Raw genomic sequence first — 21,064 nt, forward strand, 5'->3', positions numbered from 1 at the left:
GCGACCCGGCGGCCGCCACGGGTCAGCCGGCCTCGGCCGGGAGCCGGCCCGCCGCGACCGCCTCGACCAGCGCCCGGTGGTCCCGCTCGTTCCGGTCCGCGTACGCCTCCGCGAACTCCACCAGGGCCCGGTCGAAGGCGTCCCGCTTCCCCAGGTAGGCGGCGATGGCGATGCGGTCGCCCGACCGGGCGTGCGCCCGGGCCAGCGTGGCGCCGCACAGTTCGCCGAAGGCCCGCATGCCGCGCGGCACCATCCGCTCGGCCACGACGATGCCCTTCCAGTCGCGGAGCTGACGGATGTAGAAGTCCCGCCGCCTGCCGTCGATGCCCTCGACCCGCTCCCAGCCCAGGAAGATGTCGCTGGTGGCCTGCATCAGCCGCTGGCCGGAGACCACCCGCTCGCCCTGGTTGTCGTACCGGCTCGCGCCGACGTACGGCGCCAGCACCGATTCGCCGGCCTCCTTGGCCTGGAGGAACAGCGGGTCCTCGCCGTCCCGGCCGAGCAGCAGGAAGATCCAGCACCGGGTGCCGACGCTGCCGACACCGACGACCTTGCGGGCCGCGTCCACCAGCCGGAACGCCGAGAGCAGGGTGCGCCGGTCGGCGGGCATGGTGCTCGCGTACCGCCGCACCAGGCCGTGGAACAGCTCCATCAGCGCGGTCCGCTCCACCTCCGGCAGGAGGTCGGCGATCGGGACGAGCAGCGGCGGGTCGGCGGCGATCCGGACCAGGCCGTCCGTCACCTCGGTGAGCTTGCCGAAGGCCTGGAGGCTGTCGCGGGTGCGGGCCTTCGACATCGCCTCGTCGAGCCCCCGGCGGGCCCGTTTGGAGACCCGGCCCACCGCCAGCTCCCGCAGCCGCTGCGAGTCCAGCTGGGCGTACCAGACATCCAGGTTGCGCATCCCCGCGAACCGCCGCATCGCCTCCCGGTACGAGCGGACCGCCGTGGCGACGATGTCGGCGCGCTCCGCCCCGTCGAAGCCGTTCGCCCGGCCCGCGATCACCAGGCTCGACGCCAGCCGTTTCACGTCCCACTCCCACGGGCCGGGCAGCGTCTCGTCGAAGTCGTTGATGTCGAAGACCAGCCGCCGCTCCGGCGAGGCGAGCAGCCGGAAGTTCAGCATGTGGGCGTCGCCGCAGAGCTGGACCCGGATGCCCGAGTCGGGGGTGCCCGCGAGGTCGGACGCCATGACCGCGGCCGCGCCCCGGTAGAAACGGAACGGGGACTCGGCCATCCGGGCGTACCGGATCGGCACCAGCTCCGGCACGCGCAGTGCCGACTGGGCCGCCAGGATCGTCAGCGGGTCGGGCCGCTCCGGGCCCGGCCGGTACTCGGCGTGGGCGGAACGCGGTGTCGACCGGCGTGCCGCACGGCCGGCCGCCGCCCGCTCCTCGGGGGTCGCGCGCCGCACGGGACGCGCCTGGTCCTGGCCCATCCGGTCCTCCTGTCCGACCGCGGCCGCGCTCCCGGCCGCCCACCTGCGGAGGAGCGCCGGCCTGCCCCCCGGGGGGAGGGAGGCAGGCGTCGGCGGCCCTGCTCCGATCATGGCCGCCCCGGGCCGATCCGGCTCGCGGTGAGCCGGCTCGGGCCGAGCGTGGCAGGCCGCGACCCCGCCGGCCGGGGGTCAGAGGCGGACGATGACGAGCGCCGTGTCGTCGGTCGCGCCGCCGGGCGGGAGCAGCTCGGTGAGGACGAGGTCGGCGAGGGCGTCGGGATCGAGCCGGCGGTGGCGGACGAGCGCGTCGGCGAGCCGGTTCAGGCCGGTGTCGATGTCCTCGCGCCGCCGTTCGACGAGGCCGTCGGTGTAGAGGACGAGCGTGTCGCCGTGGGTGAAGCCGGCGACGGCCTGGGGCCGGGCCTGGTGCTCGGGGCGGGCGCCGAGCGGCGGGTCGGTGGCCCGGTCGAGGAACTCGACGGTGCCCTCGCCGTGCAGCAGGACGGGCGGCGGGTGGCCCGCGCTGCTGTAGGTGACGGTGTGGGCGTCGCAGTCGATGAAGGCCGTGGCGACGGTGGTGGATTCGGCGCCGTCGACGAAGCGGGCGTAGAGGCCCAGGACCTCCAGCGCCTGGGCGGGCCCGACGGCGACCCGGGAGGCCGCGCTGAGGGCGCTGCGCAGCTGGCCCATGACGCCCGCCGCGGTGAGGCCGTGGCCCACCACGTCGCCGACGGCGACCGCCACGCGGTTGCCCGGCAGCTCGACGAGGTCGTACCAGTCGCCGCACACGTTCAGCGCCCCGACGGCGGGCCGGTAGCGGACCGCGGCGAGGTGGTGCTCAAGCGGCCGGGGGCCCGGGAGCATGGCCTCCTGGAGCGCGAGCGCGACCTCCCGTTCGCGGTCGTGGGCCTCGCGCAGGCGCTCGTTGACCTCCTGGAGTTCGCGTGCGCGGGTGTAGAGCTCCGCCTCCAGGACACGGGCGCGGTTGCCCTCGGGCAGACCGTGGGCCCGGATGAGTTCGGTGATCTCCTCCACCCGGTGGACGAGCAGCACCACTTCGCCGCCCGGGGTCAGGACGGGAGCGTTGACCGGGCTCCAGTAGCGCTCCTCCCACTCGCCGGCGCTGCCGGCGGACTGGACGTCGTAGCGCTGGAGGGCCATGGTGTCGCGTTCGCCGGTCGCCAGGACCCGCTGCAGGGAGACCCCGAGGTTGCGGCTGCCGGTGGCGTCCGGATCGTTCGGATTGTCGGGGAAGACGTCGAAGAGGTACCGGCCGACGAGCTGCTCGCGGGTACGGCCGGACATCCGTACGAAGTCCTCGTTGACGTCGACGTACACCAGGTCCGGGGTGAGGAGGGCGACCATGCCGGGCAGGGCCTGGAACACCGCGCGGTAGTCGACGGCCGGGAGGCTCATGGCTCCGCACGGGGGCCGGGTGCGGAGCCATCAGCTTCCCGGCCCACCCGTCCGAGGAGGGCTCCGACGGACCCGCCGCGGCCGTGGCAGCCCGTGACGGGCCGGCTCCGCCGGTCGAGTTCCTGGTCCATCGCATGCCTCCGACAGCTGTGGCACTCCCCCTGCCACCATCAGTGATTCGGGCGCGCCACGCCAGCCGGGCCGGGCGGCCCCTATGGCGGCCGCCCGCCGTCGGGGCAACGCTGGAAGGGAAGGCCGGGCGGGGAACCGCCCGGCACCCACGCCCGACGGGGGTGACCAGGTCGCTGACGACCACGGAGCGTGACCCCTGGCACCGAGGAGTCGATGTGGACCAGAACCCCGGACCTGACGCCGCCCAGCGGGTGGATCCGGCCCTCGTCGCCCGGCGGATCGATGACCGCCGTCGACAGCTCGGGCTGACCGAGGAGGCGCTGGCCCGGCAGACCGCGATGGCGACCCGCTACCTCCGGCACCTGATGGAGGCCGGCCCCGCCTTCGACCCGGCCGCCTTCGTCAGGATCGCCGCCGTGCTGCGGACCACCTACGGCGAGCTGCTGTCCGGCCGCGCCGACGCCCCGCCGGGGCAGGGCGGCGCCGGCGCGCGCCCGCTGCTCCTGCACCTGACCGAACCCGAGTGCTGGGACCGCGTCGGCACCCACGGCATCGGCCGGATCGGCCTGCCCACCCGGCCGGCGCCGGCGGTCTTCCCGGTCAACTACACCGTGGACGCCCGCACGATCGTCTACCACACGTCCGCGCACGGCACTTCGGCCCCGCCCGACGGCTCGCCCGTCTCGTTCCAGGTGGACCACATCGACGAGAGCCTCAGCCGGGGCTGGAGCGTGCTGATCCTCGGCCGGGCCCAGTACGTCGAGGACCCCGACGAGATCGCCCGGCTCAAGGAACTGCCGGGGAGCACCCCCTGGGCCGGCGGCGGCCGCGACCTGTGGGTGCGCATCCGCCCGGACGAGACCAACGGCCGCCGGATCACCTCCGGGTAGGGCCGCCACGCCGCTGCGCCCGAGGCGCGGGTCGGGGGAGGAGCGGTGACGGCCGGGGCGGGCGGTGGCCGGGACAAGGGTGGCGACAATCCCCCGGAAGTACAGAGAAAGCGAACCCCCACATGGATCTCGGCGTGCGCTGGAAGCTGCACGGTGACGGGCGTACGCCCGCACCGGGAGCGGTCGTCGCTCCGGACGAACGACTCTCCTGGCCCCGGACGGCGGGGCCCGGCGCCCAGCACGTGGTGGCCATGTTCGGCGCGAGCTTCGTGGCGCCGGCGAATGCATGACGAGCCGGAGCGGATGCTACGCCGCCGGTGATCGGTGTCAAGCACGGTCGGCAAGGCAGGGCGGACGAGGTCGCGCTTCGTCGCTCGATCGAGTCCGCCGCACCGCACTACCGCCCGTCGGATCGCTCGACCGCCTACGCCGCCCGGGCGGGAATGATCTCGTACCACGTGTGACTGCCGCAGGTACTGGTCACTGCCGCAGTGTCGGGTCCTGAACAGGTGTCAACTCGGGCTGGTTCTGGATGTGCTCCGTTGCCGAGGTTGCCTGTCACTTGGGTAGATGATCTGGCAGCGCACCCGCTGTCGCCGCCGAGGAGTAGGGGCGCGGTCCTCTCCCGCGGCACTGTCCGTCGCAGGGATCGACTCGGGGACCGGCAGGACGTCCCCGATGAAGGCGGCCGATCTCGGCAAGAACGGCCGCGTGGTCTCTTGAGGGCCGCCCGTGCAAGGTTGGCTGGACAGGCCAGGGCGGTCAGGGTTTTGCCAGGGCGGTTCGCAGTGCGTCGAGGGCGGCGGTGCGGAAAGCGGTCATTGAAGGTGCTTTGCCGTCGAGCAAGGCATCAGCAAGGTGGTACATGCCTGGTTCGAGCCGCAGCTCGCACGCGACGCCGGCCTCGCTCAGGCGTCGGGCGTAGTCGACGTCTTCGTCGTGGAACAGGTCGAGGTCGCCCACGCCGATCCACGCGGGCGGCAGCCCGTCGAGGTCCCTGCGCCTCGCCGCCGCGATATAGGGGCGATCGTCGCGGTCCTGTGGCGGGTGGCCGAGGTAGGAGGTCCAGGCGAAGCGGTTGGAGTCCGGGGTCCACATGTGGATGGCGCTGCTGGGAGGGTCGACACGTAGAGCCGTGCGGTCGTCGAGCATGGGGTAGATGAGGAGTTGGAACCGGACCGGCACTCCTGAATCATGGGCGCGCTGGACGACGGCGGCGGCGAGTCCGCCTCCGGCGCTTTCGCCGCCGACGGCGATGCGGGTGGGGTCGATGCCGAGGGTGGCGGCACTGGCGTGAAGCCAGCGGAGCGCACCGAAGCAGTCGTCCAGAGCTGCGGGGTACGGATTCTCGGGTGCGAGGCGGTAGTCGACGCTGACGACCAGAGCGCCGAGTTCGTCGGCGACGCGGCTGCACCAGGTGTTCTCCTGCCGAGCGGCACCCATGACGGTTCCTCCGCCGTGGATCCAGAGCAGTGCTGCGCGCGGCGCTTGGCCTGATGCCTGGTAGGTGAGCACCTCGACGGAGGGGTCGTCGGTCGTGGCCGGCAGTGTGCGCCGCTCGACGCGGACGCCGGGCCTCAATGCGGCGCCCGCCAAGGGCACGACGCGGCGGGCGACGGCCAGAGTGACCGGGTTGCCGAAGTTCAGCGGGAGGAGGAGCGCTGGGTGCCGTAGCTCGCGGGGGACTGCCGCCAGGGCGCGGCGACGTGCGCTGATCGCCGCGGCGGCGCCGAGGGTCGCTGCGGCGCCCAGTCCGCTGAGAACGCGTCGGAGTGTCATGTACTGATCACCTTTCGTTCGGGGTGGTCACGGTTCCCGGCTTCCAGGGACGGTGCCTCGCCGGCCGGCCGCGGTTTCCAGGTCGGGCAGTGGCTGCCGCAGATCTCGTGGGCCTGGTTGCCGGGAAGGCCAGACATCCGCAGCAGATCCTCGGTGACCTGGTCGACTGCTTTCGGCGTCGTCGCGTTCGGGGTTGTCGTGCAGGAGTCGGCCCGGGGCAGGGCGCCGCGCCCGCGACGAGGGCGTCCGCTTGACACGACCACCGTATCGGTAACACTGTATCCATTATCAGTCCCTGATGGCACGCCGGGATCCCGCAGCACGCTGATCGCCCGTCCGGTCGACCGGCGATGCGCCCGCGGCAACCTGATCGAGCCCGACCCATCCACGAACAGTCTCGTGACGACCTGCGCGCCATCGGGCCGTCGCTCTTGACACCCCCGCCCGCCACGACGCCGACACCCGGGAATCACCTCATGATCCTCACCATCACCCTCGCCTGCATCGTCCTGATCTTCGGAGCAAGCGGAGTGCTCAACGCACTCGCATTGCCGAAGGCGCGCGAGCTGGCCGCCGAGACCGGCTTCTCCGTCGCCGCCTACCGCCGCATCGGCGTACTGCAACTGGCAGGAGTCGCCGGCGTGGCGCTCGGCCCAGCCGTGCCGTCGCTCGGCGCCCTCGCGGGGGTCGGGCTTCTCATGCTGCTCGCCGGAGCCGTGGTCGTACACCTGCGCAACGGCGACCCGTTTGCCAAACTCGTGCCCGCCGCCGTGTGCGTGGTGCTTGTCGCCTCATACCTTGCGGCCTTGTTCGCCTGAAACGCCACGGATCGGGTCCGCACCTCCACGGATGGGCAGCTCCGGGCGGTTCTGCCCTGAAGGCCGCCGACGAGGGCTTCGGGTCGCCATGTCCCGCAGGGCGGATCCAGGGCCGGTCAACAGGCATCCGAATACACCACTGGACCAGAACCAGATAAACGGATATGTTGTAGCCAATATTAGAGTGGCAGGAACCGCAGCCACCTGGGCTCGATGGCGCTCAAGCCGCGACCGTACGGTCCGCCCGACTTCACCGCGCCCCTTCCTCCACAGTGCCGACTCCCACGGGGTAGACGATGCCCGTCCTGATCGTGATAGCGATCTACGCTGTCCGGATCGCGCGCGCTCCCTTGGACGCGCGCCTGAAGAAGCGCCACGTCGGGCCCCTGTCGGTCACGACCGGAGCGGTCATGCTCTACCTGGCCTGGGACTGGCTCAGGCCCGAGGGCCTCAGCGCGGTCTATTTCGTCGGCGAGTTCGCCGGCGTCCTGTCCGCCTACCTGATGTCCTGCACCCTGGTGCTGGCCACCCGCCTGATGTGGTTGGAGCAGTGGTTCGGCGGCCTGGACCGCATGTACCGCCAGCACAAGCGGTACGCCGTATGGTCCATGCTCCTGCTCACCCCCCACCTGCTCCTCCACTTCTTCTCCGGGTTCGACGGGAGCCAGTACGGCTACGCCCACCAGACGGCGTCGGTAGGGATGGGCCATCTCCTCGGCGCCGTCTCCGCCATCGGCCTGCTGCTGCTCGTCCTCATCTCACTCGGCCAGGTCGGCCGCATCCTCCGACTGCCCTACCAGCGCTGGCTGTTCCTGCACCGCCTCACCGGCCTGCTGCTCCTGTCGGCACTGGTGCACGGCTGGTTCCTCGACCTCGTCATCAACGGATCCACGCCCCTCCTGGCGATCTACGTCACCGTGGCCGCCATCGGCATGACCGCCTACGCCTACGACGAATTGGTGCTACGGCGCAGGGAGCCCCGGGCTGACTACACCATCCACCGCGTCGAGCGGCCGACACCCGACATCCTCGACCTCACCCTCACGCCCACCGGCAAGACGGCGCTTCCCGTGACCGGAGGCCAGTTCGTCTACCTGCGCGTCGGCGGCTGGCACGAACACCCCTTCAGCGTCGCAGGAACGCAGGCCGACGGCTCGGTACGCCTCACCATCCGTGCCCTGGGCCGCGGCACACGCGCCCTCTACACGGACGTGAGCGAAGGACACCCCGCAACCCTCAAGGGTCCTTACGGCATGTTCGACCACACCCTGGGCGGACCCCGGCAGATATGGATCGCGGGGGGCATCGGTATCGCGCCGTTCCTCGGCTGGCTCACCCACCCCGGTGCGGCGCCGGCCCAAACCGACCTCTTCTACTGCGCCCCCACCGCCGAAGACGCCCCGTTCCTCCCGGAACTCACCGCAGCGGCAGCACACCGCCCCGAGTTCCGGCTCCACCCGACGTTCAGCCGCAGCCACGGCCGTCTGACCGCCGAAAGAATCCAGGCCGAGGCCGGACCGATCACCCCCGACACGCACGTCTTCCTCTGCGGCCCCGCCTCAATGATCGAAAACCTCACCCGCGCCCTCCACCGCCAGGGCGTCCCCCGCCGGCACCTCCACGCCGAGCACTTCGCCTTCCGCTGACGAACCGCCGACCCCGCGGGTCACGACAGCTGTGGGCCTGACCATCCGGCGACCGGTTGCCCCCGGACGCCTGTGCGCCGGCCGAGACGACTCCGTAGGCGGGCGGCTCAGGTTCACGTCGTCCTGGCTGGTCAGGCGTCGTCGCGCAGGTGGGCAAGCCCGCCGAGAAGGAGTTCGAGTCCGAAGGAGGACTCGTCCTCGATCGGAACGGGCATCGACCCGGCGACGGTGACCGTTGCCGGGAACAAGGCTGGATCGACGCTCTGAAAGACGGCGGACAGTTGTGCGCCGTCGAGTTGCCCGCCGCCGCCATGACCGTTGACCTGTATGGCGAATCCGAGGACGTAGCGGGCGAGGGTGGCAAAAGCGTGCGCGGCCAGTCGCGGCGGGAAGCCGCTGTCGAGCAGCGCCGCGACACAGTGCTCCCGCAGCGCCATGGCGTTCGGCCCCAGGGGTATCTCGTCGACCAACGCCCTGATCGCCATGGAGGCGCCGGTCTGCCCGGGCTCCGATGCGCTGTGGGACCGGGCGGGTCGATGTCTTCCGGGCCATGTCCGACGTTGATCCGTCCCGCTGCCTGCGCGGCCAGTACGCGGGCTACCTCGGTGTCCCCGGGGTCAAGCCCGACCCGACGACCGAGACCTACGTCGAGCTCGCCCTGGGAGTGGACGACTGGCGCTGGAGCGGGGTGCCGTTCTTCGTCCGGGCGGGCAAGGCGCAGGGCGCGCGGGCCACCGAGGTGCGGGTGGTCTTCGAGCGCCCGCCGCGGCTGGTCTTCCTGGACCGGCCCGAGCACCCCGTCCCGAACGAGCTGGTCCTGCGGATCGACCCGGGCCTGCGGCTGCGGATGCTCTCCAAGAAGGCGTCCGGGCACTCGGCCGAGCCGGTGCACCTGGGCCTGTCCTTCGCCACCGAACTCGGCAAGCCCCGCGAGCCGTACGAGCGGGACCGCTCAGCTGCGGCGCCTGTCCGACGTCCGCGCCGACACCTGACGGCGCCGCCCAGGCCCGGGCACGCTTCCGAGCCCTCGCCAGCGGCTGAGCCGGGCACGCGGTCCTCTTCGACACGAGCGGCTGGGACTCAACACCCCTGCCACGCAGCCGGTGCTGTCAGTCCTGCGCCGTCGGCCGCGGGCCGGCGGCCAGCCCCGCAGGACGGCCCGTGTGGGCTCGGGGCAGGAACAGTGCCAGAAGCACACCCAGTGCAGTTGGGGCCATCAAGGTGTAGAAGGTCCACCGAACCGGCATGCCGGAGGCGATGATCCAGCCGAGCAGCAGAGGCCCCAGGACACTGCCCAGGCGGGAGATGGCGAAGTACGACCCCACCGCCGAGGCGCGGACCGGCGCGGGGAACCAGGTGCCGACAAAGGCGTTCACGATTGCTGCGGTTCCCGTACCGCCGACGCCGGCCAGGGCCACCGCCGCGTAGACGGCCAGCGAGGGCGGGGCGGAACTGAGGACCCCCAGCGCGATCACTCCTACCCCGAGACCTGCGAGCAGGACGGGGCGAGGCCCGAGGCGGTCGGCGAACAGCGACATGGTGACGCTGCCGACAACGGCGCCTGCCGACATCGTCGCGAGGAAGGCCAGGGAGGAGGTGACGCCGTACCCGGCGAGCACCATGATCTGCGGCAGCCAGGTGTTGAGCCCGTAGATGAACACCTGCACGGCGATCCCCACCGCGCCGAAGATCATGAGGTTCGCGAACAGCGGCCGCCGGACCAGGGACCGCGGACCCGCCGGGCGCCGGCTCTCCGCCTCCAGCTGGTAGTCGCTGCCCCGCGGCGCCGGAACGGGGAGGCCGAAGCGGCGCGCCACCTCCTCGGCTTCCCTGAGGCGCCCCTTGGCCACAAGGAAGTCCACCGACTCGGGGAGCGTCACGGCCGCGATCGGCATGAGGAGCAGCGGCAGACCCGCGACCGCGTACATCGGGCGGAACCCCCACTCCGGCATGACGGCCATTCCGAGCACGGCCGATGCGATCGCGCCCACGGCGAAGCCCGCGTTGCCGACCGCGTTGAACAGGTATCGGCGGGAGGGGGGCGCGAACTCGACCGCCAGGGCGATGCAGACGGGCATCACGCCGCCGAGCCCGAGGCCGCCCAGGAAGCGGAGTGCGCCGAAGACCCCGCTCGTCGGCGCGGCGGCGCAGGCGAGCATGCACGCGGAGAACCACGTGGTGCACAGGATCAGCATGCGCTTGCGCCCCAGCAGGTCCGTCGCGACACCCCCCACGAGCGCCCCGAGCAGCAGGCCGACCAGGCCGAGGCTCGCGATCAGCCCGACATCCGCCTCGCCGAGGCCCCACGACCGGTACTTCAGCAGTGCGGGAACGGTCGCGCCGAAGACTGTGACGTCGTACCCGTCGAAGAAGATGATCAGACAGCAGAAGGCTGGCACGAAGGCTCTGAGCCCCGCGCCGAGTTCGAGTCGCGACCGTGTCACTGCCGTTCTCCTCATCCAGTGGGCGTGGTGTCGCAAGGAGCGGACGGAGACGACGCGCACCGGACGGGCGTGGTCGTTCCCGCGCAATGCCGCCAGGCATCCCGCCGGGCCGCCGAGGCGCGCTGCCCCGGAGGCTGGGGCCGGGGCCTGGCCTGCGGATTCTGCTGGCCCCTGCCTTGCGCCGAGGGCATCGCGCAGACTTCCACCGGCGCCCTGCCGGCGTCCAGGTCGAAAACCGCGCGCAGGGCATAGGCAGGACCAATACGTGCTGGTCAGCACTTGGATTGCCGCATGGGGAAGCGCCGGCGCCCACAGGTCGGCGCAGCTCGGGTCGAGGCGACGGGGCGGTGGCGCCGGGGCCGCCGCACTCTCCCTGCCTGGAGCTGGCGGCGGCCGGGCGGCGCGAGGCCTCACCGCGGCGCGATGCGGGGTCCGCGCCCCGCGAATCGGCGCCGCCGGCACCCTGGCGGCCCATGAGCCGCGGCGGCCGGGGGAGCTCTCGACTGTTCGCAGACCCCTCTGCGCCAGTCGCCCTCCCGACGCGCGCTTGCCCCACCCGCAATAAACGGCTACGGTGTATCCAAAAGACATTGGTTACATCGTAGCCATTATTGGCGCTGGGGACCACTCCACGGTCCCGGCCGGCGCCCGCGACAGATGCGACCCGGCTGCCGCCGGACCCTCATCGACATACGCATCCGCGGGGCCCGACCCGCAGCGCCCCGATACCCCAGTGCAGCGCGGCAGTTGGCCGCGCTGCCCGAGAAAGTCCCCGAGGTCGATCACCATGACAGACCACCGCGACATCGACGTCCTCATCGCCGGCGCCGGCCCGACCGGCTCCACTCTGGCGGCCGACCTGGTCCGCCGGGGCGTGCGCGTCCGCGTCATCAACAAGGCCCCGCACGCATTCGAGGGGTCGCGCGCCAAGGGAGTCCAGCCGCGCACCCAGGAGGTGCTCGAGGACTTCGGCGTTCTCCACGAGGCGCTCGCGGAGGGCGGTCCCTACCCGCTGGCCGGGATCCACCTCGGGCCGATGACCGCCCCGTGGCGGATGCAGCAGCGGAGCAAGCCGACACCCGACGTCCCGTACCCGAACATCCTCCTCCTGCCGCAGCACCGCACGGATGCCATCCTGCACCGGCTCCTCGAGCGTCATGGGGTGGATATCGAGTACGGGGTGGGCCTGGAGAGCTTCGAGCAGGACGCCACCGGAGTGACCTCCACCCTGTCCACTGGCCAGCAGGTGCGCAGCAAGTACCTGGTGGGCGCGGACGGCGGCGCGAGCACTGTCCGGATAGAGACCGGCCTGGACTTCGCAGGCGAGACCGACGACTCGGACAAGACGCTCATCATCGACTGCACCATCGACGGGCTCTCGCGCGACCGTTGGCACATGTGGCCGCGGGCGCAGGCCGGGGCGTGCCCGTTGCCGCACTCCGACCAGTTCCAGGTGATGGTCCGGCTGACGCCGGGCGACGTGCCCGACCTCGACCACGGCGCCCTGACGGACCGGTTCTACTCGCTCACCGGCCTCAAGCTGCGGGACATCACCTGGACGTCGGTGTTCCGGCCGAACGTCCGCCTGGTGGAGCACTACCGGCTCGGCCGGGTGTTCCTGGCGGGCGACGCGGCGCACGTGCACACTCCCGCGGGCGCCCAGGGCCTGAACACGGGTGTGCAGGACGCCTACAACCTGGGATGGAAGCTCGGCCAGGTGCTCGCCGGCGCGCCGGAGTCCCTGCTCGACAGTTACGAGGCCGAACGGCTTCCCATCGCCGCCGCGGTCCTCGGCAAGTCCAGCGAGCTCTACAAGAGCCTCAGCAACCACAAGGTCGGCGGCCTGAAGCGCGGCGACGAGGAGCGGCAGCTCAGGCTCACCTACCGCGGCGGCCCGCTGGCCCCCGCCGGCACCCCCGCCACCAAGACCCTGCACGCGGGCGACCGGGCGCCGGACGCACCGTGCACAGCGCCCGGGACCAGCCGCCTGTTCGAGGCTCTGCAGGGCCCGCATTTCACCGTCCTGGCCTTCGGCCCGGCTGCGGCGAAGGCCCTGCCCGACCTGGCGTGGCCGACCGCGGGCGCGGAGCTGCGCCGCCATGCCGTGCGCAGCGGCCGCGGGATCGACGAGGGCTACCTCTCCGACACCGGCGGCGAGCTGGCCGGCATCTACGGGGTCGAGGGCGACGCCCTGGTCCTGATCCGGCCCGACGGGTACATCGCCAGCGTCATCACCAGCGACTGGGCCGACTCGTTCGCCACCGCGATCGAGGGCATCACCCCGCGGTGACCATGAGCGTTCTCGAGGAGCGAGGACGGCGGGCTCCGGCGGCGGCCGGGAGAAAGCCCGCGACCGCCGTCGGCGGGGGCAGGGCGCACTGCTGCCCGGCCCCCGCCGATGGCGGTACGGACGCGTTCCGCCTGCGTGGCGAGACGCCCTCGGGGCCTATTGCACCCGGGCAACATTACGGATACGTTGTATTCATAAATCTGTTCATCGGCGCCGCCGGGAACCAGGCCCCCTCCTGCGGGTCCCCGCTGCGTCGGCCCCGAGAGCCTCGGCGGTGCGGCCGGATGATGCCCGGCCGACACGCAAGGCTCCGTCCAGCCGGGCCCGGGCGCCGGCCGGTCCGTCGGTGAGCAGGTTTCGGGCGCTCGCGCGCCACAGCCCCGCCCACCGCCGGCGCCCCGCCGGAGCCGGTGCACCCCTGGCCAGGCGCACGGTTCAACGCTCCGACCGGGTCGTGCCGCTGGGGGCCCGCCCAAGGCGCGCGGGGCGAACCCCTAGCCCCAGGCGAGCCGCTGCGAGCCGAGGGCGCCAACTCAAAGAGGAGTAATCAGGGATGTCATCACAGCAAGGGATCGCCGAGGGTCGGGCCCTGGTCGTGACCCACAGCTTCTTCGGCAGCCGCGTTGAGACCGAGGAGACGACGTCGACGCTGTCGGGCGAGTCCCAGGCCGCACTGCGCCAGTTCTCGCTGGAGCGCGCGATGGGCTACGGCGTCGACTACGCCGACGCCGTCGAGCTGCGCGCGCGCGTGGTGGACGGGCAGGACTGGTGCGCGGCCGCAACCGAGCTCGCCCAGACGTGCCTGGGCCACGCCGACCGGGCGGTCGGCGCGGCAGGCCGAATCACGACCGTCGCCTACCTGCGGCGCGCGTCGGCACTCATGCGCATGAGCCAGATGATGATGCTGTCCGACACCGCCGACCGTCGGGCGATCTTCGAGCGGGCCGCCGAACTCTACGCCCAGGCCGCGGAACTGGCCGGCGACCGCGAGCGGGTGGCGATCCGGACCGAACTGGGAACCCTGGCCGGATGGCTTGTCCCCGCCCGCGGCGGGTCGATCGGCTCGGCCGTCGTCGTCGGCGGCGTCGAAGGCTGGGCCATGGACTTCGACAGCATCGGCGAAGCCCTCGCCGCGCGCGGCGTCGACACCCTGATGCTCGACGCGCCCGGGCAGGGCGAGACGCGGCTGACGCACCGGCACTACCTCACCCCCCAGTGGCGCATCGCGTACCGGCGTGCCGTCGACTACCTGGAGGACCGGACGCCGGACAGGCCGATCGGTGTGGTCGGCAACAGCATGGGCGGCAGCTTCGCCATGGCAGTCGCCGCCGAGGACAACCGCATCGCCGCGTGTGTCGACAACGGCGGCATCCACGCGCCCTGGCTCGTGCCGCCCACCATGGGCACCTTCTTCTCCAAAATGGTGGCCGCCTGCGGCACGGTCGATGCGGACCTGGCGGCGACGGCCTGGGCGACCGTCACCCCGCTCGCCGACGGCCCCAACGCCGGCTACCCGCTGCTGGTGGTCCAGGGCGGGGCGGACCCGATGGTGTCCACGCCCCTGGCGGAGCTGCTTCTCCAGGGCGCCCCGACCGAGGACAAGCAGATGGTCGTCTTCTCCGATGGCAACCACTGCGTCTACAACCACAAGCACGACCGCGACATGCTCATCGCGGACTGGATGCGAGAGCGCCTCGCCGGCCGCGGCACTCGGCACGAGACGGCGAACTGACAAGGAAGAGGCGCACCACCCATGACAATCATCGACGCACAGATCCACCTCTGGGCCGGCCCCATCGCACCGCCCCATCACTGGCGGGCTCCCTACACGATCGCGTCCGCCCTGCGCGACATGGACCAGGCCGGCGTGGACCGCGCGGTCAACTGCCCGGCCATCTGGGACCTGGAGGCGAACGACTACGCGGTGCAGGCGGCACTCGCACATCCCGACCGCTTCGCGACCATGGGCTGGTTCCCGCTCGACGGCACCGCGGATGCCTCCGTCGTCGATGCGTGGCTGGACAAACCGGGAATGCTCGGGCTCCGGTTCATGCTGGCGGCACCCGAGATGGCCGACCGGATCGCCTCCGGAGGCCTCGACTGGCTGTGGGCTGCCGCGGACCGTCGCCAGATCGCCGTGGCCCTCATGGTGCTTCCCCCGTATCTGCCGGCGGTCGCGGACATCGCCGCCAGGTTCCCGCGGATGCGCCTGATGATCGACCACCTGGCCACCAATCCGTTCGAGAAGCTGCCGGACGCGGCCGCACACCTCGACGCCCTGCTCGCCCTGGCACGGCACTCCAACATCGCCGTGAAGGCGACCGGCGTACCGGGCATGGCCACCGACGGGTACCCGTTCGCGAGCACCCACGACGTGCTGCGGCAGGTCTTCGACGCCTTCGGCGCCGAGCGGATGTTCTGGGGCACCGACATCACGCGTCTTCCCTGCTCGTGGCGGGAGTCGGTGACGATGTTCACCGAGGAGCTGCCGTGGCTGCGCGGCCGCGACCTCGACCTGGTCATGGGCGAAGCCGTGGCCGACTGGATCGGCTGGCGCTGACCGCCCCGCCGAGCGGGCACCCTTCCCGCCCCAGCTGCCCCCGGAGCCGGCAACGCCTCCGGGGGCAGCTGCACCTTCACCTCTGGCCGAAGGGCGGCCGAAACGGCCGAGGCCGCCAGCCGCCGTCACCCCGGGGAGGGTCAGCCTCCGGCACGCTCGCCAGTCGGCGCGGCCGCCGCGAGCCGGGCCCGCTCAAGCCCGTCGAGCAACAGGTCCAGGCCGAAGCGGAACTCCTCGTCGAGTGGCACGGATGTCAGCTCCTCGGCCGCGCCCGTCGTCGCCGGGTACACCTGCGGGTCGAGGGAGTTGTAGTAGTCCCGCAGGTGTGTCTGCTCCTCGGGGCGCGGCGCGGCAGGACCGTGCTGCTGTATGGCGAACCCGATCACGTAGTGGCCGATCGCCGTGAACGCGCGGGCCGCCAGGGCCACGGGGAATCCGTGGTGCATGAACAGCGTGATGAGGCTTTCCCTCGCGCGCAGCCCGTTGGGGCCGACCGGGACCTGAGCCGCGAGCAGCGAGATCGCGTGGGGGTGCCGGCGCAGGGTGTCGTAGAAGGCCTCCGCGGCGACGGTGACAGCCGCCCGCCAGTCAAGGCCGGCGAGGTCCTCGGCCGGGACGCGGACCTCGCCCAGGATCCTGTCGGTGACCAGGGCCAGAAGCTCGTCCTTGCCGTTGAAGTGCCGGTAGAGCGTGGCGGTGCCCGAGTTCAGTTCGTCGGCCAGCATCCGCAGGGTCAGGGCCTGGATGCCGACCTCGTCGATGAGCTTGAGGGCAGTGTCCACCATCCGGCCGGCATCCATCGGGGGACGCCCGCGCTTGTACTCGGGAGGCGGGGTCCGGCTCGCCCACCACGCGGGACTTCCCGGAACGGGCTGGACCTCCGAAGCCATGAGGCGGCCACCCTTTCGGTCACGAACAGGAAGTTTCGGCATTATCGTATCCGTTTTCGACGGCGGCACGGGAAGCGCTGACCGCCATTGCCCCCGACGACCCGCCGCCGGCGGCCTCCGCATCGGAGCGACAGGCGCCGCGGCCGAGCGCCGGGGCCTGCTCACCGGCCGCTGCAGGCGCCCGCTCTCCAGCCCCGGCCGACGGGCTTCGCGCGGCGCGGCCACGCCGGGGGCGGCACTCCGCTATGAGGTAGTGCGATGGTGAACGACACAGGTCGCACCGGCCTTCGGATGGGCCCCCGCGTATGGGTCATGCCCTCGATCGTTGTCACCCTGGTCATGGCGGCACTGGCCGCGATGTACCTGGGCGGGATGGTCAGCTCGCCGGACAACATCAAGAACTTGAGCGCCCGGCCCGGCTCCCGCAGGCCGGCCGCGGCACTCCTCCACCCGTGGCGGGGCACCGCGCTCCGGTGGTCAGTGCAGGGTTTGGGCGCGGTGCTGAGCCAGGACGTCGAGTCCGAAGTCGGACACCGGGTCGCGCCAGACCGAGTGGGCGTGGTTCGCCTGCCGCTGCGTGTTGTCGTACTCGACGAGGATGCGCGGACCGTGGATCCGGTAGTAGTGCGCCTGCCCCGGCTCGAGGCTGCCCGCCCAGCCGAAATGCACCGCGTCCAGGGCGCCGTCGACGGCGAAGTGGGCGTCGTACGCGGCAGCGAGGTCGCCCGGGGCGCGGCCCGTGTAGCGGGACAGCAGGCGCCGCAGGCCGCGCCGCTGGTCCTCGGTCAGGTCGCGGGCGCTGATGCCCCGCGGGGGAAACGTGATCGCCACCCGCGTGTGGTCCTCGTCGGTGTATCCGCTCGCGTCCTCGGCGCGGCGGTCGATCGCATCGACCAGCCGTGCGAGGGCAGGGTCATCGAACCGGCCGCGCCACAGATCCTGCATGTGAATCATGGTGTCGCCGTCGCCGACCTGCGGCCGGTTGCCCGACACGATGTCCGACACCGCCGACTGGTGCAGAAGGGCCGCGGAGAGCTGCTTTCGTGTGAGTGCCGCAGCCAGCGCCCGCGCCTCGGCCTCGATTCCGCCGAGGGGAAGGAGGGAGCCGCCCAGCAGGGCGGTCCTTGCGGGGTCGGCCCCGATGAAGCACGGCGTCGTCGAAACGAGCCGGCCTGCCGCGACGAGGTTGTTGAGGGAGATGTGGTGACCCCCGAACCGCCAAGCCCACACAGGGCCACCTGGTCGCCCGAACACCCTCAGCCAGTACAGGCCCGGATCGCGTCCGCGTTCGCGGCCCCAGTCCGTCCGCCAGCCCTCCACCTGGTCGAGGACGTTCTCCAGGCCGAGCACGGTGGCGACGGTGGCGTACCCGGCCTCCGACAGTCCGGTCGCCACCAGTTGCATGGCGAGCCTCTGCTGCGCCGGGCCCTGCGCGCTCAGGGCGAGGCCGCCGTGGTCGGTCGGGGTGTAGAACCACCTGAGCCTCTCGGCCTCGGCATCGGGGTTGAGCGGGGAGTCGTCCAGAGCGAGGCGCAGCTGGTCGGGGTTCAGCGCGCCGAGCCAGGTCGTAGCCGCGGCGGCCATCGCTGATGCCGCGCTCCTCCTCCCCGGAGCGGCGGACGGCTTCGGGCCGTCCTCGTGCTCGGCGCTCACCCGAGCTCACCCCCGTCCTCGGAGACGTCGAGCATGACCTTGATGGCGCCGTCCCGGCGTTCGGCGTACGTGTCGAAGGCCTCGCTGACGTCCTTCAGCGCGAAGTGGTGCGTGACCAGTTCCTCGGTCCGCAGGCGTCCGCGGGCCGCGAGGGCGATGGCGCGGGCCAGCGACCCGGCGCCCTCGCCGCGCACGGTGTCGATCGAGATGCCGTTCATCACGGCGTGGTTGAGGTCGGCGCGGACCGGCTCCTCGAAGAATCCGACCAGGACGACCCTGCCGGACCGCTTGGCCATGCGCAGCGCGTCGTCGACTGCGCTGGGAGCACCGGAGCACTCCAGGACGACGTCGGCGCCGACTCCTCGGGTCGCTTCTCGCACCGCGGTCACGGCGTCCTGGCGCCGGGAGTTGACCACCAGGTCCGCGCCGAACCGAGCGCCCACCGCCAGCCGGGCCTCGCGTGTGCCGACGAGGGCGACGCTGCGGGCTCCGAGTTCACTCGCGACCTGGGTGGCGAGCAGCCCGATCGGACCCGGCCCGACGATGGCGACGTCGGCGCCGACCAGCAGGGAGTCGAGGGTGTCGTAGGCGTGCATGACGGTGCCGACGGTCGACAGGACGACGGCCGCGTCGAAGCCCACGGAATCGGGGAGGCGGTGGAGGGTGGAGACGTGGTTGAGCGCGTACTCGGCGAATCCGCCGTTCACCGTCATGCCCTGCGCCCGGTGCCCTGTGTGACGCCGGCCGTAGTTCAGGCAGTCGGTGTAGCGGCCCGAAAGGCAGTTGGTGCACCGCATGCAGCCGCGGTGCGCCTCCGTGACGACGCGGTCCCCGACCCGGAGTTCGTCGACGGTCTCGCCCACGGCGACGACGACCCCCGCGTACTCGTGCCCGGGCACAAAAGTGCCGGGCTGCGGCCCGCCGTCGGGGAAGAAGCGCCGGCTGCGGATCTTGAGGTCGGTGCCGCACAGGGACGCGCGCCGCACATGGACCAGGACGTCCTCCGGCCCCGGCCGGGGCAGGGGAAGCGTGGTCGTTGCGATGGTGCCCGGCTCGCCCAGCACAACCGCCTGCATGGTCTCCGGCAACGGCATTCCAGTCTCCCCACGAACGGGCCGACGCGGCGCGACGGATCGGGGAGGCGCTGTACGCGCCCCGGAAACATCCTTGCCACATTCACGCCGCCCGCTCCCCGAACGTTCTATAGGAGTTCCCTATGGGCGGCGGCAGGAAGTCCTATTTGCAAATCACCGACCCGTCCTGAAAGTGTCATGCGAACAATTGCACCGCCTCTCTTTCAGGCACCCGCCGCACCGAGGAGCGACACCGTGGACCTGGGAATTTCAGGAAAGACAGCACTCGTCCTAGGAGGTGGCGGGGGAATCGGCGGCGCCGTGGCCCGGGCCCTCGCGGGGGAGAGCGCGAACGTCGCCGTCGCCGATATCGACCTCGGCGCGGCGGCCAGGACCGCGAAGGCCGTCGAAGCGGCGGGGGCACGTGCCCTCGCGATCGAGTGGGACCTCGGCGACCTGCAATCCATCGACCGGCACGTCAGGCGGGTGGAGGAGACGCTCGGCCCCGTCGACATCCTCGTCAACAACACCGGTGGCCCGCCACCATCCCCCGTGCTCGGACAGGACCACGCGGTGTGGCTCAGCCACTTCGGGTCCATGGTGCTGTCGGTCATGGCGATCACCGATCGCGTCGCCCCGTCGATGAAGAGCCGGGGCTGGGGCCGGATCATCACCAGCACGAGCTCGGGAGTGATCTCCCCGATTCCGGGACTCGGGTTGTCGAACACACTCCGCGCCAGTCTCCTCGGCTGGTCGAAAACACTCGCTCGGGAAATCGCCGCCGACGGAATCACCTGCAACGTCGTCGTCCCTGGACGGATCAGCACCGCGCGGGTGAATTTCCTGGACGAGGCAAAAGCCGCGCGTGAGGGGAAAACAGCCCAACAGGCCGTCGAGGAAAGCCTCGCGTCCATTCCCGCAGGCCGCTACGGCGAGCCGCAGGAGTACGCCGCGACCGTCGCCTTCCTCGCCGGCGTCCCCGCCGCCTACATCACCGGCTCCGTCGTCCGCGTCGACGGCGGCCTCATCACCGGCATCTGACCGACAGCCCCAACGACGAAGGTTGCCGCATGGCATTGCTGACTCGAACCACCAAGGGCGTGTTCGCCATCGCACCGACCCCTTTCGACGACTCCGGTGCCGTCGACCTCGACTCGCTCAGCCGCCTCACCGAGTTCTACGCCGCCGCCGGCGTCACCGGACTGACGCTGCTCGGCCAGATGGGCGAAGCACCGAAGCTGTCCCACACCGAGGGCGTCGACATCGTCAAACACGTCCTGAAGCGGACCGAACTACCCGTCGTCGTCGGGGTGTCCGCACCCGGCTACGCCGCCATGAAGGCACTGTCCGCGGAGGTGATGGCCGCCGGCGCGGCCGGCGTGATGATCGCGCCCCCGAACACCCTGCGCACCGACGACCGGATCGTCGCCTACTACGAGGGCGCAGCAGCGGCCATCGGCGGCGACGTGCCCTTCGTGATCCAGGACTACCCGCTGTCGTTCTCCGTGGAGATGTCACCCGCCGTCATCGCGCGGATCGCCGGCGACCTGCCGGGATGCGTGATGCTCAAGCACGAGGACTGGCCCGGCCTAGAGAAGATCAGCAGCCTGCGCCACAAGGAAGCGAGCGGCCAGATGCCCCGCCTGTCCATCCTCTGCGGAAACGGCGGCCTCTTCCTCGACTTCGAAACCGAACGCGGAGCGGACGGCGCCATGACCGGATACTGCGTCCCCGAAATGCTCGTGGACGTCGTCCGGCACACCGCGGCAGGCGACCGCGACGCGGCCCACGACGCCTTCGACGCGCACCTGCCGCTCCTACGGTACGAGCAGCAGCCCGGCACCGGCCTCGCGGTGCGCAAGTACGTGATGAAGCGGCGCGGCCTGCTGCGCTGCGACGCCCAGCGGAGCCCAGGAGCTAGCCTGTCAGCCAGAGCCCGAAGCGAGGTCGACTACCTGCTCGCGCGCCTGGCCCGCAAGGACCCACGGCTCACCCTCGCGCCCTGACCGGACCGCAGCGCCGCGCCGGCAGCGCACCG

15 protein-coding genes and 3 pseudogenes are annotated in these 21,064 nt (G+C 71.8%); 10 read left to right on the forward strand and 8 right to left on the reverse strand.

The window, feature by feature from the left end; translation table 11 throughout:
- Window positions 1-22 precede the first annotated feature (22 nt).
- Together ACFWA9_RS09435 and ACFWA9_RS09440 are read right to left on the reverse strand one after the other, a co-directional pair.
- The gene (locus ACFWA9_RS09435) at window positions 23-1,435 is read right to left on the reverse strand and encodes a DUF2252 domain-containing protein (protein WP_380384897.1); all 1,413 of its coding nucleotides are present in this window, start codon (window positions 1,433-1,435) and stop codon (window positions 23-25) included.
- Window positions 1,436-1,624: 189 nt separating this feature from the next.
- The gene (locus ACFWA9_RS09440; protein WP_380384900.1) at window positions 1,625-2,851 is read right to left on the reverse strand and encodes a PP2C family protein-serine/threonine phosphatase; all 1,227 of its coding nucleotides are present in this window, start codon (window positions 2,849-2,851) and stop codon (window positions 1,625-1,627) included.
- A gap of 347 nt (window positions 2,852-3,198) precedes the next feature.
- On the opposite strand from ACFWA9_RS09440, the gene ACFWA9_RS09445 reads away from it, so the two are divergent.
- On the forward strand, window positions 3,199-3,873 hold the full coding sequence (locus ACFWA9_RS09445; protein ID WP_380384903.1) for a helix-turn-helix domain-containing protein: 675 nt from the start codon (window positions 3,199-3,201) through the stop codon (window positions 3,871-3,873).
- Window positions 3,874-3,995: 122 nt separating this feature from the next.
- Window positions 3,996-4,151 (forward strand): annotated as a pseudogene (locus ACFWA9_RS09450) (nitrate reductase); the annotation flags it as partial.
- Window positions 4,152-4,635: 484 nt separating this feature from the next.
- Here ACFWA9_RS09450 and ACFWA9_RS09455 read toward each other — a convergent pair.
- On the reverse strand, window positions 4,636-5,652 hold the full coding sequence (locus tag ACFWA9_RS09455) for an alpha/beta hydrolase (protein ID WP_380384905.1): 1,017 nt from the start codon (window positions 5,650-5,652) through the stop codon (window positions 4,636-4,638).
- A 476-nt stretch (window positions 5,653-6,128) separates the two neighbouring features.
- Here ACFWA9_RS09455 and ACFWA9_RS09460 point away from each other — a divergent pair, with 476 nt between their 5' ends.
- Entirely contained in the window at window positions 6,129-6,470 is a 342-nt protein-coding gene (locus ACFWA9_RS09460; RefSeq protein WP_352286438.1) for a DoxX family protein, read from the forward strand.
- A gap of 296 nt (window positions 6,471-6,766) precedes the next feature.
- On the forward strand, window positions 6,767-8,116 hold the full coding sequence (locus tag ACFWA9_RS09465) for a ferric reductase-like transmembrane domain-containing protein (protein WP_380384908.1): 1,350 nt from the start codon (window positions 6,767-6,769) through the stop codon (window positions 8,114-8,116).
- A 131-nt stretch (window positions 8,117-8,247) separates the two neighbouring features.
- On the opposite strand, the pseudogene ACFWA9_RS09470 reads toward ACFWA9_RS09465, so the two are convergent.
- Window positions 8,248-8,598 (reverse strand): annotated as a pseudogene (locus ACFWA9_RS09470) (TetR/AcrR family transcriptional regulator C-terminal domain-containing protein); the annotation flags it as partial.
- A gap of 29 nt (window positions 8,599-8,627) precedes the next feature.
- Here ACFWA9_RS09470 and ACFWA9_RS09475 point away from each other — a divergent pair.
- Window positions 8,628-9,050, forward strand: a pseudogene (locus ACFWA9_RS09475) (glucose-6-phosphate dehydrogenase); the annotation flags it as partial.
- A gap of 175 nt (window positions 9,051-9,225) precedes the next feature.
- On the opposite strand, the gene ACFWA9_RS09480 reads toward ACFWA9_RS09475, so the two are convergent.
- Complete coding sequence (locus ACFWA9_RS09480) at window positions 9,226-10,575, reverse strand: MFS transporter (RefSeq protein WP_380384999.1); 1,350 nt, start codon at window positions 10,573-10,575, stop codon at window positions 9,226-9,228.
- Between the two features lie 772 nt (window positions 10,576-11,347).
- On the opposite strand from ACFWA9_RS09480, the gene ACFWA9_RS09485 reads away from it, so the two are divergent.
- The 3 genes from ACFWA9_RS09485 (at window position 11,348) to ACFWA9_RS09495 (ending at window position 15,410) form a co-directional block, all read left to right on the forward strand.
- Window positions 11,348-12,850 carry an FAD-dependent monooxygenase gene (locus tag ACFWA9_RS09485; protein WP_380384911.1) on the forward strand — a complete coding sequence of 501 codons (1,503 nt, stop codon included), beginning with the start codon at window positions 11,348-11,350 and terminating at the stop codon, window positions 12,848-12,850.
- Window positions 12,851-13,403: 553 nt separating this feature from the next.
- A complete protein-coding gene (locus ACFWA9_RS09490) occupies window positions 13,404-14,582 on the forward strand; it encodes an alpha/beta hydrolase (RefSeq protein ID WP_380384914.1) in 1,179 nt (392 codons plus the stop codon).
- 21 nt (window positions 14,583-14,603) lie between these two features.
- Window positions 14,604-15,410 (forward strand): amidohydrolase family protein, encoded by an 807-nt coding sequence (locus ACFWA9_RS09495; RefSeq protein ID WP_380384917.1) that lies wholly within the window; start codon window positions 14,604-14,606, stop codon window positions 15,408-15,410.
- Window positions 15,411-15,550: 140 nt separating this feature from the next.
- Here ACFWA9_RS09495 and ACFWA9_RS09500 read toward each other — a convergent pair whose 3' ends face one another.
- From ACFWA9_RS09500 to ACFWA9_RS09510, 3 genes are all read right to left on the reverse strand, one after another.
- A complete protein-coding gene (locus ACFWA9_RS09500) occupies window positions 15,551-16,195 on the reverse strand; it encodes a TetR/AcrR family transcriptional regulator (RefSeq protein ID WP_380384919.1) in 645 nt (214 codons plus the stop codon).
- A gap of 582 nt (window positions 16,196-16,777) precedes the next feature.
- The gene (locus tag ACFWA9_RS09505) at window positions 16,778-17,953 is read right to left on the reverse strand and encodes a DUF3500 domain-containing protein (RefSeq protein ID WP_380384922.1); all 1,176 of its coding nucleotides are present in this window, start codon (window positions 17,951-17,953) and stop codon (window positions 16,778-16,780) included.
- The gene (locus ACFWA9_RS09510; RefSeq protein WP_380384925.1) at window positions 17,950-19,047 is read right to left on the reverse strand and encodes a zinc-binding dehydrogenase; all 1,098 of its coding nucleotides are present in this window, start codon (window positions 19,045-19,047) and stop codon (window positions 17,950-17,952) included. The genes ACFWA9_RS09505 and ACFWA9_RS09510 overlap by 4 nt, the downstream gene beginning before the upstream one ends.
- A 234-nt stretch (window positions 19,048-19,281) precedes the next feature.
- Between ACFWA9_RS09510 and ACFWA9_RS09515 the strand changes: the two genes are divergently transcribed.
- Together ACFWA9_RS09515 and ACFWA9_RS09520 are read left to right on the forward strand one after the other, a co-directional pair.
- Window positions 19,282-20,067: an SDR family oxidoreductase gene (locus tag ACFWA9_RS09515; RefSeq protein WP_380384928.1), complete on the forward strand. Its 786-nt coding sequence runs from the start codon at window positions 19,282-19,284 to the stop codon at window positions 20,065-20,067.
- Window positions 20,068-20,096: 29 nt separating this feature from the next.
- Window positions 20,097-21,032: a dihydrodipicolinate synthase family protein gene (locus ACFWA9_RS09520; RefSeq protein WP_380384931.1), complete on the forward strand. Its 936-nt coding sequence runs from the start codon at window positions 20,097-20,099 to the stop codon at window positions 21,030-21,032.
- The last annotated feature ends 32 nt before the right edge of the window (window positions 21,033-21,064 follow it).

Origin of the sequence: Kitasatospora sp. NPDC059973, from assembly GCF_042737525.1 — a bacterium.
In the GTDB taxonomy this organism is placed as follows: Bacteria; Actinomycetota; Actinomycetes; order Streptomycetales; family Streptomycetaceae; genus Kitasatospora.